Genomic DNA, 13333 nt, shown 5'->3' on the forward strand with positions numbered 1-13333 from the left:
AGTTTATATAGTGAAACTCTTAGCAAAACTTAGAGACGGGAAAGTTCCCGTCTTTTAATTTATGGAAAATTTAGTGGTATGTTGAAAATATACTGATAGCAAAAGCCGTTCTTAGGTAAAAGTATTGGATAAACTATGGCTTTAACTGCTTCAACAATGTTGCCGCTTGGCACTAAAGCACCAGATTTTGAGCTACCGGAAGTTGTATCAGGAAAGGCAACTTCACTTTCTAGATTTGCAGATAAAAAAGCGTTATTGGTAATGTTTATTTGTCGACATTGCCCGTTTGTAAAGCACGTCCAAAAAGAATTGGCGCAGTTAGGAAAAGATTACTTTACAGGTGATTTGGGCATTGTTGCCATTAGCGCGAATGATGCCAAAAACTACCCAGATGATGCACCAGAATCGTTACAGGCAATGGTCGCAGAACTTGGGTTGACGTTTCCTTTGTGCTACGACGAAACTCAGGAGACAGCAAAGGCATATACAGCAGCTTGTACACCTGATTTTTTTGTATTTGATCAAGAACGCAAACTTGTTTATCGGGGACAATTAGATGATAGTCGCCCTAGTAATGGTAAACCTGTAACGGGTGCAGATTTACGTGCAGCCATTGAAGCCGTGTTAGCGGATAAACCTGTTACAACTGACCAAAAGCCGAGTGTCGGTTGCAATATTAAATGGAAACCAGGTAATCAACCTAATTATTTTGGTTAATAGGCATCAGAAATTGAGGATTGGATATTAGGTATTGGGTACTGGGTATTGCAAAAGTTATTCCCCAGTCCCCAATCCTTAATTCCGAGATATTAATGTTTAATTTCCAGATTAAGGATGTAATGTCCGAGTTGGACTTTTTCTGCCCACAATTCGTATTCTACTCGCAAATGCTCTGGTAAGGGGTGTCCTGTAAGAGTTAGGCTACTAGTAAAATTACGTAAGCGAATGGGATAATTAGGTTGCAGTGACTCTGCTGGCAACCAATAACGGCTAATACCGTGAACGCCCTGTTCCCAGAAGTGACGATAACTCACTTGAGCGTTACCTTGCATGGTCATAATTACCCGATAAGGGGAAATCTCTAGCCACAAAATCCTGGGACTACTAGGGGCATAGGCGTTGCTTTTCTTTTGAGGAAGTGTCTCCTCTGGACTTGGATAACTCGCTACTTCGCAGCTAATTAAGGGCGGTGCAGTCAGTAATAAATGGAACCGATTAGTATCTTTCTGATACAATGTGCCAGCAGTTTCAACAATAGACCAAACTGGTAGGTCAGTGGAAATAAGTGATAAGCACACGGGCTTGCGGTGATGGGTCAGCATGGGAGCGATAAGGGCTAAAAGCTATTGAACACAATGAAATGAACACTAAAGGTCTAGCAAGTCAGGGCAAATAACTAAATAGTAAAACATGCTTCATATTAACTGAATCTGCTCATTTTTTAAGCTTGCCAAATCAGCGTGTAAACAGGTGCTATTTAAGTTTAAAAAGCAAAAACAAAGCTTTTTATAGGGAAAGCTAATCGAAACTAAAGCTTGTAAATATTTTTGTGAATTTTATCTGGATACAGCCTCAATATAGTAAAAATACTTTATGTGTAAGCCCTAACTGTAACGGGTGATGGTTCTTTGCGATCGCTTCCCATATCTCGTATTGTTAAACCTTTGCAACAAGGGACGGCAATCATTCGGGATGCGGCTTAGTGATTATTGTGTAAGTTTTGGCAATAATACCATTTTTGTATAAAGATGAGCATAATTCAGCCTGCGTTCGGCTTTGTCGTTCTCGCAGGGTGAGGACGCTTTGTTTATATAGCCTAGCCTTCTGCCTATGGGAAATTTAGTGCATCTTTACAAAGAATTGGTATTAGACTTGATATGAATCTAACAACTTGTATAACTACACAGCTTATTACGCACGTCAAATCTGGTGTAAGACTCTTAAGATAGTTAGCGGATTTGATTTAACTTCTGAAATGAAAACCAACAAACATTTTGATGCTAGTTATGCGTTAGCTATGCAACAAACTTATTTGAATGTTAGTGAATTTATAATAAAAATCTTTTAGTTTAAGGCTTAGATTACCGACTTTTCATAGAAGTCAGTAATTTTATTATTCACAAATAATTAAGGATTGTTATATATTGCTTATCAAAACGCTTAAAAAGACCAGCAAAAATATTGTATTAGAACATTCTGTTGCGATTATGGGGTGCGTCAAAATCAATTAGTGGCCCTTTTGGCACAATGCGGGTTGGATTAACTTGAGGATGGCTCCTATAATAATGCCGTTTGATGTGATCAAGGTTACAAGTTTCCTTAACATTTGGCAGTTGGTAAAGTTCTTTAAGATAATTCCATAAATTGGGATAATCTACAATACGACGTAAGTTGCATTTGAAATGCACATAATAAACTGCATCAAAGCGAAATAGAGTAGTGAATAAACACCAGTCCGCTTCAGTAATTTGATTCCCGCAGAGATAACGTTGGTTTTCTAATACTTTTTCCCAGTAATCAAGAGCCGCAAACAATTCTGTAACTGCTTCATCATAAGCTGACTGAGTAGTAGCAAATCCTGCGCGGTACACACCGTTATTAATGGGTTGGTAAATTGCGTCAATTGTCTCATCAACTATTTTTTGCAAATCTTCTGGATAAAAATTGATATTTTGTTTTGCAAAAGCATTGAATTCTGTATCAAACATCCGGATGATTTCACGGGATTCATTATTGACAATTGTCCCTTTTTCCTTATCCCATAAAACTGGAACTGTTACCCGACCAGTATAGCTAGGATCAGCCTTCAGATAAATTTGCCAGAGATATTCAGTACCATTGACTGTATCAGGAATACACCCTGGTTCCTCGGTAAATTCCCAACCGTTTTGATCAATTTCCGCAGCAACTACAGATAAGCCAATAACATCTTCTAAACCTTTTAACTGGCGAAGAATCACAGTGCGACACGCCCAAGGACAAGCCCAGGAAATATACAAATGATAGCGCCCAGCTTCAGCTTTAAAGCCACTTGAACCATCGGCTGTAATCTGATTGCGAAAAGTTGTTGATGGCCGAACAAATCTACCTTTAGAGTCTTCTTGTTCCCTTTCAGATATCCACTGACCATCTTGAAGGATTCCTAAACCCATAATTATCTCCTATGTCAAAAGTCAAGAGTTAAGGGTTAATATTTGGACTTTGGACTGTTGACCTATTCAGCATTCAGGATTTTTGGTACTTTAAAAAATTCGCCTTCTTGTTCAGGCGCACTGCCAAGAATGGCTTCCCTGTCAGCATAGGGTTGTAACTCATCCTCTCGCGTTACGTTACTGACATCAATTGCCCTTGTTGTCGGAACTACATTACTGACATCAAGTTCGTTCAGCTGTTGGACATAATCCAAAATACTTCCTAGTTGAGTGGTGAATTGCTCCTCTTCTTCTGGTGTCAATTCTAAACGAGCGAGATTAGCTACTTTGCGAACTTGTTCACGATCAATCATATTTTTTTAGGAGTTAGGAGTAGAGACGCTATTAATCGTGTCTGTACAGGAGTTAGAAGTGAGAAGTTACAATTTATAACTTTTCACTCTTAACTCCTCACTTTTAGAAGAATACGTCAATTTGCGATCGCCCAGTGGTTTTTAGCCAGTTTTGGGCTTCAATGTAGTTATTGGGAGCCATGCGAATCGCTCTAATCCAATAGTCTGCGGCTTGGTCAAACAGCGCTTCCCCAGCATCGTTATCCCCTGCTTCTTTTGCCTTTTCGCCTTGGTGATGATAAATTACGGCAATGTTATTCAAGGCTTGAGGTAAGCGTGGGTTTAACTCGATCGCATCGTGATAGAACTCTAAAGCCTTGTTATGGTCGCCGTTACTCGCATAAATCAGCCCCATGTTGTAGAGAATATAGCTGCGATCGTTAGTATCTTCCTCTAGTGTTAGAGCTTCTTCATAGTAGTCTAATGCTTCAGCATATTCTCCTTCTGCCTGCGCTGACATACCATCTCGGTAATAAACAAACGCTTCTTTGGCTTTTTTATTGGCTGGCAATATCTTCAGGATAATATCTGCCATCACTGTAAAGGATTTGTCAATAAAATTATCGTTTTTTTGTGTTCTTGGCATATTTGGTTCTGTTTTAAGGATTGGGGATAAGTGGTAATGGGGATTGGGTATTAGAAAAACCTTCTCTAATCCATAGTATATAGTCCTAGCTTCCAGTCCCCAGTCCGCAGCGATGCACTGAGTTTCGACTACGCTCAACTACCGCTTGTCGTACCCCTCTGGGGAAGCAAGCTACGCAAAGCGTCCCGCAGGGAAGTGTCCCTAGCCCCCATTGATGGGTATGATGCATTCTGGACTATTATGCCGGGAGTTGTTCACCAAGGTACTGACTGGGTAAGCAGTCATTACTGAGGCTGGATAAGGACGCAATAGCGGCTGTAGTGTTTCAGTCGTTTGTATTTCGGGATTTAGCCATAAATCGTAATCTTCTGGTTCTAAAATTACTGGCATCCGATCATGAATAGATTGCAGTAATTCGTTAGCTGCTGTTGTCAATATTGTACAAGAGACTATTTCCTCGTTGGCAGGCGAACGCCATCTTTCCCACAAACCTGCAAAGCCAAAGGGTTTACCATCTTGCAGACGAAAATAAAACGGCTGCTTTTTGCCTTGTTGCCGTTGCCATTCATAAAAGCCATCAGCTAGCACTAAGCAGCGTCGATGCTTAAAAGCTGACCGGAAAGCAGGTTTTTCAGCAACGGTTTCTGACCTAGCATTAATGAGTTTCGCTCCCATCCCCGGATCTTTCGCCCATGAAGGAATTAATCCCCAACGTAACTGCTGAAATTTCCGCTTGTCACTTTCGGAATTATGTAACACTGTTGCCACCATTTGCGTAGGTGCAATATTATATCCGGCTGCTAAATCCGTCACTTCCTGAACATGAAAAAGCTCGGCTAATGCTTCTGATGACTGGTTTAAAGTAAATCTCCCACACATACTTTTATTCTCGACCACTTACTAAAATTAAATATTTAAATGCTACTAAATACTAGAAATAAATCATACATTTTTTTATTTGTTCAGATAATTGTTTAAAGCGCTCAAAAGTTTAATATAAAAAAATATCCGGTTTTTTGGAAAATGGTTTGGTAAGATATTGTATTTTGAACTCTAATTTCTCAAATTATTCCTTACTATAGTTTTTGACATGGAAGCTTTACGTTTGTACGATTTTTTACCTTCTGGTAATGGTTATAAGATACGCCTTTTATTGACACAACTAGGTATGCCCTTTGAGAGGGTAGAGGTTAACATCTTAAAAGGTGAGACTCAAACACCAGATTTTTTGAGTAAAAATCCTCACGGTAAGATACCAGTTTTGGAAATTGAGCCTGGTAAATACTTGACAGAATCAAATGCCATATTAGTATATCTGAGCGAATGTACAGAATTTTTACCATATGACCGCTTTTTACGCGCACAAGTGCTGCAATGGTTATTTTTTGAACAATACAGTCATGAACCGTTTATCGCTACATCAAGATATTGGATTTCTATTTTAGATAAAGCCGAAGAATATAAGGAAGCGTTAGAACAAAAACGTAAATCGGGTTATGCAGCACTTAACTTGATGGAGAATCATTTAACTTCTCACACTTTTTTTGTAGGCGATCGCTACACGATTGCTGATATTGCTCTGTTTGCTTATACTCATGTAGCTGATGAAGGTGGATTTAATTTGACTCAATTTCCGGCGATTGAAGCTTGGATAGAACGAGTCAAAAATCAGTCTAGATACATCAGAATTACACAACATTCAGGATATGTTGGTATTACACAAGAGTAAAATTTTTGTGCTTCACATATCCTTGTTATTTATTTCTTCATAGTACTAGTAAATCCATCAGATGAGCCTAAACATTACATTTTTTAAGCAGACAAAGAGCAACATAAGCAATTTAAAGTTTAAAAAGCTTATCACTTAACCTTTTCTGTGATTTTCATTAGGAGATTTATTGCTGCTGTTGTGTACTAGCAAAAAAATGATCAATATTAAATATCCGTGTCAATTTCAATCATTTTTTGTCGAGAAGATAAACCAGCCTTAATTCTGATATCGGATTTAGAGACATCAAATTTTTCTGCTAATAGTTTAATTAACTCTTCATTCGCCTTTCCATCGACTGGGGGCGATTTTAAATAGACGGTTAAACTGCCATCGGGTTGTTCCTCAATTTTTTGCTGTTTTGAATTAGGCTTAACTTTAACTTTTTTTTGCATATCCGATTTTTTGTAATTGTTGTATCCAAAACCAACCTAGAACTGAACCCAATATGTAATGAGGAAAATCCCACCAAGCAAAGGTAGTACCAAGTAACCATTTACCTATTAACGTAACGCGAATCTCTTCTAATAATGGTGGATGCCAAAGTTGCAAAAATTCTAGTATGCAGGTGATGATAAAAACCCATAAAGGAATTTGGATTATTGCTGCCCGACTTCTGGCAAATAAGAACGCGAACAAACACCAAAATATTTCGTAAAATACCGCTGCACCATAGTTATTTAACCACTGATGAGCAGGCCCAGTGTAGTACTTAAATAAAAAGCCCATCGGGACAACGATGAGCAAGGAGAGGATGATGAATATTGTTTGCTTACGGTTGTGGTGCATTTTTTGAAAGCCAAAGACTAAGGAAAATTTTAGCCTTTGCACCACCGTTTATGGAAACTAGGAATTGGGAATTAGGGATTGGGAAATAGTGTTTTTTACTTAGCACTTGAGGGACTGAGTATTGTTATTGGAAAAACTCTTCTCTAAAGTCTATAGCCCCAGTCCCTAGTTCCCAATCCCCAATCCCCAGTCCCCATTATGGATATCTTCTGCTACCAGCACCTACTACACCGATTTTATGCCGATAAGAAAGTTCTGCACCAAACCAGCCGGAAGCACTAGTCAGTGTACCGACAATGAGTGAGATCAACAATCCCCAAGGTATTATTCGTGATTCAGGATCGCCTATACGTAGTAAGAAGTTTACGAGTGTTAAAACTAGGATAGAAACATTTAGAATTAAGTGCACCCAACCAGCAGTACGCTTGCGGACTCGTTCAATTTTCAAAAAGTCGCTCAAGCCGATCGCAGCTGCTAAAAGACCTCCAGCTAATCCGAGTCCGATTAACCACAGCGAAGCCCTTGCCCAGAAGTAATCACGAGTTAACCAGTATCCAAAGTCGCTTCCCAAGGCGGCGGCTAAAAAAGCGATAGGAAAGATGACACTCAGAGGGTGTAGAGGATGCCCAGCGATCGCCACTGTGCTGGGTACGCCAGTATCAAGATACTCGCTGTCGTTACTTTCAATAACTGGTGGAATATTTGGGAAAGGTGTAGAAGTTGTTTCTGTGGTTTCCATTGTTTCAGTATCCTAATTTTAAGTGGAAGGAATTTGTTCAACGTAAGCTTCGGCTTGCAGCGTTAGTTTGCCTGCTTCTACCCCTATCTGCTTAACTCGTAAGCTCATTCCTTCTAGATCAAAGTTACTCAAATTCAAAAGTTCACTTGTTTGATCTATCAGGGCTTTTGTCAGTTCTGGCGATATTTCTTCACTTTCGCCATACTCAACATTTTCTAAAGAAACTGTTTGTCCGTTAGCACTCACACGAGGCACTGCATAAAAAGCAACTTGTTGAGTTTCTCCTATTTCTTTGAGCAATATGGTTGCATTGAGCGCAACTTTGCCTTCACCAAGTAGGCGAAAGTTTACGTTTTGAGGTGCGATCGTACTTGGTTGGCCATTGATTTGCATTTTCTGACTTTGCAGTTGCGATCGCACATATTCTGAGTTGAAGGCACGATTGATATCAGCTTCAGTTAGCACAACCCGCGTACTAGCTTGGGTAGGTTTGGTAAGTTCAATTTTGCCGAAAGCCACACTTAGAGGATTGATGGCAACGCTATCCATCTGCATTTTCAATTCCTCCATGCGGAGGTCTTTCTGCATAACCAAACCTTCACCTTCTATAGTGACTGTATCCACCTCACCCTGAACCAATTTAAGTGGATCAGTTTTAACATTTACATCTAAATTTTCTACTTCATCTAATTGATTAGATAATCCTATTTCTGCCGCTTTATTCAGCGCCTGTTCTCCTAGTCCAGGACTATCTGGCATTATTAGTTAATCTCCTAAATATTTAAATATCCTTGAGTCAATTTATAAAACTAAAACTAAAATTTTATCTATCTGAGGAGTGACTCCAGATTAAACAGTTGTATACCTTAAAGCAGAACCATATATCTAAGTAATAAAACTACTTGTTTTTCTATCCAGAGTCACCCAAGCGATCACTCAAAAGTAAGATGGAATATTCCTAATCAATGTGTCAGTCTGAGAGTAGTAAATAATTAAAAACATTATTACCGAGGAGAACTACGGATGGTAGCTACTTTAGATGATGCAAAACGCAATGCTATTGCTGTGAAATTGGCAGATTTGAAAGCACTCCAACAGTTGGCTATTGAAAATGAGCGACTGGTTTTGAGAGAAGGACTGGATGCCGAAATCGCTGATCGCATCCGGGATTTCCTCAAAGATGACGAAAAAAATCTTGGCGTTCTCGAAACTGTAATCGGTCAATATGGTATTCAAGCTGAACCGAAACAAACAGTGAAACAATTTATTGAAACAGCTCAAAAATTGTTCCAAGGTTCAGAGTTAAGCTTGTACGAAAAAGTTGCTCAACATGAATTGCTGAAGCACAAAATAGTAATGGGTGGCTTAATAGTTCATAAAGCTGCTCAAAAAGTCGGCGCTGACGTTTTGTTAGCGATTGGGCCTCTCAATACTGTTAACTTTGAGAACCGCGCTCATCAAGAGCAATTAAAAGGAATTCTGGAAGTTTTGGGTGTTCGTGAACTGACTGGACAAGATGCAGATCAAGGTATTTGGGCGCGAGTTCAAGATGCTGTAGCAGCAATTAGTGGTGTGGTAGGTAGTGCTGTTACCCAAACCAGCGACAAAAAGGATTTAAATATCCAGGATGTTATCCGTTTAGATCACAACAAGGTAAATACGCTGTTCACCGAACTACTACAAAGCAACAATTCTCAGAAGATCCAAGAGTACTTCGGTCAGATTTACAAGGATCTAACTGTCCACGCCGAAGCTGAAGAAGAAGTTGTTTACCCCAGAGTACGTCCTTTCTACGGTGAGAGCGACACTCAAGAACTCTATGACGAACAAGCTCAAATGAAGCGGGTGTTAGAGGAAATCAAGGGTATCAGCCCATCTTCAGACCAATTCAAGGATAAAGTCAGAAAGCTGATGCAAGATGTTGGCGACCATATTCGTCAAGAAGAAAGCACAATGTTTGCTTCTATTCGTAACAACTTAAGTACTGAGCAAAGCGAACAACTTGCTACAGAATTCAAAGCTGCTAAGACTCGGATTCAAGAGAAATTAGGGGTAGTTAAGGCATAAGCAATTGCTAATTGTCAAACTGGTTATGAAACCAGGGTTAGAGTTCACAGCAAAAAATTGTTGAGGAGCGATCGCCTATCCTGATTTAGGATGATCATCTCACCTATCCTCATACTCAAACAAAGTTTGTGTTGCCTAGAAGTACTCACATTTTATACGTAAAGACGCGATTAATCGCGTCTTTTTATTTGGGATAAAAGGTGAAGTATGCAGGCTAGGACTGTGCTTTTTGGTAATACCAATTAGAAAAAAGAATGCGAAAAATAGTCCATCTGTAGAGACGCGATTCATCGCGTCTTTATCCAAGGATGGGTTGCAACCATTAATTGAATTAGTATAAGTCGTGCAGGCAAAAGCTAACCGCAATTTATCTAAATTTATACAGAACTTGCAACTACAGACTTTGCTTGTTGTATATTTTCAGCTTCCCAATCTAAAGAAAAATCAGCCATATTATAGCCAACACTCTTTCTATTAGCTAACATCAACTCATCCCGTTGATACCAAACTGCAAATACTTTTTCTCTACCATCGCCCAACGTCTCTTCATCGATTTGATAAGCTTCATTTACCCGCTTCAACTTCAAACCCAACAAATTTAACAGTCGGTTGAGTATTTTTATCGCCGAAACCTGCTCTTGCTCTCTAACTAAATTAATACAAAGTGTCCTTTTGATATGCTTACTGTGCTGAATAGCAACATTCTTCAGTAATATTAAATCTGGGTCATTCTCGGCAAATTCACGTTTTGGCTCAAGAAACTGTTGCATTCCCAAAGCTCTTAGAGCCTCAACTTTTAAAGTGTAAGTCTTCAAATCTGGGAGAAAAACTTTACCCTCTCCCCAAGACAACTGCTGATACCATTCTTGCTCATCTTTAATTTGAAAATATTCACTTTGGTGAGTTAGATAATAGTGAATCAACAGTTGACTATAATATCCTTGGTCATCTTGCAGTTTCAGGATGGGAGTAACTTCTACCCCATATCTTTGCCTGAGAATATATTTATTGATTTGGTTACGTTCTTCTTCAGTCAGGGAATATTTAATCAATAGCTGCTCATATTCTACGTAATCAATATCTGTTGCCTTGGCTACAGCATTCGCTGCCGCTAATTGATTTTGCTGTTTAATCTCTTTAATTTTGCGTTTAATTTCTTTAGCTTTTTGGCGGCTTTGCGCCCAATCCTTTTGAACTTTAACAATTTCTAAAACTAACCTTCTACGAGTAGCTAAATCATTAGAGTCAGTAGCTAAAAAGGCAAGGCGTAAATCTCGAATAATATTATTATGAACAGCATTACTCCGTATTTGAACTTGATGACCATCTGCAATTAAACCATCTTGCATTGACTGACGGTAGAGGCAAATCGAAGCATTGACTCTCGCAGAAAACTTTGCCCAAGTTCGCAAATGAATAGGGTCATAAACTAAAGGTAGATCCACATCTATTTTATGTAGTGGACTGAGCAAAGCTAAATTTTCTTTTTGATTTTCCTGATACCAATCTGATAGCGAGCGATAATTTGTACTACCACTACCAATTAAACCAATACCTCGCTTCGCACACCAGACAATACGTGGTACATTATCCCTTACTCTGGCTAAAGCTTGCCGTGCCTCTGAATCAGGAATTACGCCTTGAAAAATCCCATAAACTCGGTCGAAATGTTGGACATCAATACTAATCCCTGTACCCAGGCTAGGAGTTACAAAAACACTGTCATACTCAGGAATTTTTTCATTAATAGCTGCTATAAAATCAACCGCAGCATGACCAGGTGTATTTGTCGTGTGGCTACTAACTAGCAATGTCTTCGGAAATTGTTGCCGCAATCTTTGTAAACGCTCTTTTAAGTAACGTTCAATAGTTTCACAGCTGTAGCGACCAGAACGACTATCAGTAGTAACATAACATTTACGCCCTGCTAATAAATCTAATTCCAGTTGATGAATTAACGGAGTTGGATTAGGAGAATCATAAAAAGTAACGTCCCAACCTTGTTGAGGTTTCCATTGATTCACCACTACCCAAGGCATTGATTTAATTCCTGATAATGCTTGTAAATATTCCAGAGAAACATCTGACAAATCGGCATCTTGGGCAATTACTAACCCCCCACTTGCCAAAATAGTAGAAATTAATTGTTGAAATAATTTTAAAATTTTGACGCGCTTATGTTTACAAGTATTGCTGTTGAGCAAATGCCATAAAGATTGCTCTACTTCATCCAAAATTACTATTGCCCCATGCCAATCTTCTGGCTGAAGTTTCCAAATGGAATCAATGCACAATCCCACAGAATTGGGAGTGGGAGAGCGAAGAAGTGGGAGAGTAGGGGCAAGGGGTCTTCTCTGGGGTTGCGTGGAGTGGGAGAGTAATTTGGAATTATTATCTATTCCCCATTGAATACCAATTTTTTCACACAGAAACCGTCCTAGTAAAATTCGATGAGTAATTAGTAAAACAGGTTGATTTCTACTTTTTGCTTGATTAACAATAGTTTGCAGCCCTGTAGTTTTACCCGTTCCCTTGGCTGATTTGACTCCTACTATTCCAGATGCAGGGAAAGGTATTTCACCTAAATAAGGACGGTTGACTATAAGTGCAGGAGGAATGGTTAGCTCGGTGTGAGGCTTCGTTTGAGCAAGGTAAACTTCTAAGTTAATGCTTTGCCGATAAACTTTTTCAAAAACATTTGTACCTTTGGCAACAATAAATTCATCAACGCCTTTTTCAACCCCTGGAAGTTCTATGACTTTTACGGGGCAATTTTTTTGCTGGAATAAACAACCAAGTTGAGAAATGGCATTATTTATAGCACCAATTTTTTTAGGTTGAGTTTCAAAATCAAAGCAAATATAAAAGCTACGTTTCGTATGAGTAAATACTGCTAAGTCAGGAATTAACTGACGACGGGTAACTTTACCAAATTCATCTTTGACAACCCGATAACCACTAGTAATTCCAGGAATGGCAAGAGCTGCATATCCTTGTGTCAGCAGCGTGGCTGCTTTTTTCACTCCCTCACAGATAATAAGGGGAATATTTTGTTCTATCACCCATTGCCAAAAGCCTTCAGCTTCACCATCCGGGGTAATGCTGATATCGTTAGGTATGGCTAGATTGTAACGTTGAGCGACTTGCTGCCATACTTGTAACGGTGTACGCAAACAAAATACCCGCGTTGGTGTACTAGGCGGATGCTCGTATTTAATAGATTTGCCATTGGTGTTCTGTCGTGGTTTATCTGGCTTAAAACATCCCCACTCCATGATTTGCCAATTATTCAAGGGGTCTAGTCCAGAACACCACCAACCACCTTCAGCGATATGAGTATAACGCTGTAACCACGCATTTTTTACCATTCCAGTATTGGTGCGAGGGAGTAGCTCAGAAATTAAGAGGTACTCATAGGCGCTTACACCTTGGAGAGACCTGAAATTTAGTTGCACTAGGTGTAAATTTATGCCACTGTTCTTGACTAATTCTTCAAGGTGCTGTGGGTGTAAATAGTGCAGATGCATAGGGTGAGATGCTAAGGGCAGAAGATGAGACTAAAACCTTAACACGCATCTGTTGGTTTTTTATCGAGAAGATTTCCAGGGTTTTTCGATACTTTTTTTACTTCGTTATGGGAGATACAACGGTAAACCAGAAAGTGAGTTATTTTACCTGAATGCATTGCTGAAGTAATATTCTTGTATTGTAACAATTGTTCGCTAGTAATTTTTATTTATCAGTAAATTCTCAGATTGTAACCCTTAGCACATCCCTCTATATTTGGCAATTTATGAATTTGTCAGGTTTTGTAGACTTACACGTGGCTGCTGTTAAGAG

Annotated in this window: 13 protein-coding genes; 3 read left to right on the plus strand and 10 right to left on the minus strand. The window is 39.2% G+C overall.

Annotation, left to right across the window (positions count from 1 at the left end; translation table 11 throughout):
• Nucleotides 1-135: 135 nt before the first annotated feature.
• Nucleotides 136-717, plus strand: coding sequence for a thioredoxin family protein (locus WKK05_RS26105; protein WP_341525952.1), 582 nt, complete (start codon nucleotides 136-138; stop codon nucleotides 715-717).
• A gap of 92 nt (nucleotides 718-809) precedes the next feature.
• Here WKK05_RS26105 and WKK05_RS26110 read toward each other — a convergent pair whose 3' ends face one another.
• The 5 genes from WKK05_RS26110 to WKK05_RS26130 form a co-directional block, all read right to left on the minus strand.
• Nucleotides 810-1322 carry a hypothetical protein gene (locus tag WKK05_RS26110; RefSeq protein WP_341525953.1) on the minus strand — a complete coding sequence of 171 codons (513 nt, stop codon included), beginning with the start codon at nucleotides 1320-1322 and terminating at the stop codon, nucleotides 810-812.
• An 864-nt stretch (nucleotides 1323-2186) separates the two neighbouring features.
• Nucleotides 2187-3152: a glutathione S-transferase family protein gene (locus WKK05_RS26115; protein WP_341525954.1), complete on the minus strand. Its 966-nt coding sequence runs from the start codon at nucleotides 3150-3152 to the stop codon at nucleotides 2187-2189.
• Nucleotides 3153-3214: 62 nt separating this feature from the next.
• Complete coding sequence (gene gatC / locus WKK05_RS26120; RefSeq protein WP_341525955.1) at nucleotides 3215-3505, minus strand: Asp-tRNA(Asn)/Glu-tRNA(Gln) amidotransferase subunit GatC; 291 nt, start codon at nucleotides 3503-3505, stop codon at nucleotides 3215-3217.
• A gap of 103 nt (nucleotides 3506-3608) precedes the next feature.
• Nucleotides 3609-4130, minus strand: a complete 522-nt coding sequence (locus tag WKK05_RS26125) for a photosystem I assembly protein Ycf3 (RefSeq protein ID WP_341525956.1) — start codon at nucleotides 4128-4130, stop codon at nucleotides 3609-3611.
• Between the two features lie 201 nt (nucleotides 4131-4331).
• A complete protein-coding gene (locus WKK05_RS26130) occupies nucleotides 4332-5009 on the minus strand; it encodes an SOS response-associated peptidase (protein ID WP_341525957.1) in 678 nt (225 codons plus the stop codon).
• Nucleotides 5010-5220: 211 nt separating this feature from the next.
• Between WKK05_RS26130 and WKK05_RS26135 the strand changes: the two genes are divergently transcribed.
• Nucleotides 5221-5859: a glutathione S-transferase family protein gene (locus tag WKK05_RS26135; protein WP_341525958.1), complete on the plus strand. Its 639-nt coding sequence runs from the start codon at nucleotides 5221-5223 to the stop codon at nucleotides 5857-5859.
• Nucleotides 5860-6065: 206 nt separating this feature from the next.
• Here WKK05_RS26135 and WKK05_RS26140 read toward each other — a convergent pair whose 3' ends face one another.
• The 4 genes from WKK05_RS26140 to WKK05_RS26155 form a co-directional block, all read right to left on the minus strand.
• Nucleotides 6066-6293, minus strand: a complete 228-nt coding sequence (locus tag WKK05_RS26140) for a DUF167 domain-containing protein (protein WP_341525959.1) — start codon at nucleotides 6291-6293, stop codon at nucleotides 6066-6068.
• The gene (locus tag WKK05_RS26145; RefSeq protein WP_341531196.1) at nucleotides 6277-6687 is read right to left on the minus strand and encodes a DUF2809 domain-containing protein; all 411 of its coding nucleotides are present in this window, start codon (nucleotides 6685-6687) and stop codon (nucleotides 6277-6279) included. The genes WKK05_RS26140 and WKK05_RS26145 overlap by 17 nt, the downstream gene beginning before the upstream one ends.
• A gap of 196 nt (nucleotides 6688-6883) precedes the next feature.
• Entirely contained in the window at nucleotides 6884-7426 is a 543-nt protein-coding gene (locus WKK05_RS26150; RefSeq protein WP_341525960.1) for a DUF2231 domain-containing protein, read from the minus strand.
• A gap of 18 nt (nucleotides 7427-7444) precedes the next feature.
• Nucleotides 7445-8185, minus strand: coding sequence for a DUF2993 domain-containing protein (locus WKK05_RS26155; RefSeq protein ID WP_341525961.1), 741 nt, complete (start codon nucleotides 8183-8185; stop codon nucleotides 7445-7447).
• Between the two features lie 264 nt (nucleotides 8186-8449).
• On the opposite strand from WKK05_RS26155, the gene WKK05_RS26160 reads away from it, so the two are divergent.
• Nucleotides 8450-9493 (plus strand): hemerythrin domain-containing protein, encoded by a 1044-nt coding sequence (locus tag WKK05_RS26160; RefSeq protein ID WP_341525962.1) that lies wholly within the window; start codon nucleotides 8450-8452, stop codon nucleotides 9491-9493.
• 377 nt (nucleotides 9494-9870) lie between these two features.
• On the opposite strand, the gene WKK05_RS26165 is transcribed toward WKK05_RS26160, so the two are convergent.
• A complete protein-coding gene (locus WKK05_RS26165) occupies nucleotides 9871-13020 on the minus strand; it encodes a plasmid replication protein, CyRepA1 family (RefSeq protein WP_341525963.1) in 3150 nt (1049 codons plus the stop codon).
• Between the last annotated feature and the right edge of the window lie 313 nt (nucleotides 13021-13333).

The organism is Nostoc sp. UHCC 0302, from assembly GCF_038096175.1.
Taxonomy (GTDB): domain Bacteria; phylum Cyanobacteriota; class Cyanobacteriia; order Cyanobacteriales; family Nostocaceae; genus UHCC-0302.

What these genes read in the sequence shown, in the direction of transcription:
- WKK05_RS26105 (WP_341525952.1), top strand. Translation starts at nt 136, where the DNA reads ATGGCTTTAACTGCTTCAACAATGTTGCCGCTTGGCACTAAAGCACCA.
- gatC (WP_341525955.1), bottom strand. Translation starts at nt 3,505, where the DNA reads ATGATTGATCGTGAACAAGTTCGCAAAGTAGCTAATCTCGCTCGTTTA.
- WKK05_RS26130 (WP_341525957.1), bottom strand. Translation starts at nt 5,009, where the DNA reads ATGTGTGGGAGATTTACTTTAAACCAGTCATCAGAAGCATTAGCCGAG.
- WKK05_RS26160 (WP_341525962.1), top strand. Translation starts at nt 8,450, where the DNA reads ATGGTAGCTACTTTAGATGATGCAAAACGCAATGCTATTGCTGTGAAA.
- WKK05_RS26115 (WP_341525954.1), bottom strand. Translation starts at nt 3,152, where the DNA reads ATGGGTTTAGGAATCCTTCAAGATGGTCAGTGGATATCTGAAAGGGAA.
- WKK05_RS26125 (WP_341525956.1), bottom strand. Translation starts at nt 4,130, where the DNA reads ATGCCAAGAACACAAAAAAACGATAATTTTATTGACAAATCCTTTACA.
- WKK05_RS26140 (WP_341525959.1), bottom strand. Translation starts at nt 6,293, where the DNA reads ATGCAAAAAAAAGTTAAAGTTAAGCCTAATTCAAAACAGCAAAAAATT.
- WKK05_RS26150 (WP_341525960.1), bottom strand. Translation starts at nt 7,426, where the DNA reads ATGGAAACCACAGAAACAACTTCTACACCTTTCCCAAATATTCCACCA.
- WKK05_RS26110 (WP_341525953.1), bottom strand. Translation starts at nt 1,322, where the DNA reads ATGCTGACCCATCACCGCAAGCCCGTGTGCTTATCACTTATTTCCACT.
- WKK05_RS26155 (WP_341525961.1), bottom strand. Translation starts at nt 8,185, where the DNA reads ATGCCAGATAGTCCTGGACTAGGAGAACAGGCGCTGAATAAAGCGGCA.
- WKK05_RS26135 (WP_341525958.1), top strand. Translation starts at nt 5,221, where the DNA reads ATGGAAGCTTTACGTTTGTACGATTTTTTACCTTCTGGTAATGGTTAT.
- WKK05_RS26145 (WP_341531196.1), bottom strand. Translation starts at nt 6,687, where the DNA reads ATGCACCACAACCGTAAGCAAACAATATTCATCATCCTCTCCTTGCTC.
- WKK05_RS26165 (WP_341525963.1), bottom strand. Translation starts at nt 13,020, where the DNA reads ATGCATCTGCACTATTTACACCCACAGCACCTTGAAGAATTAGTCAAG.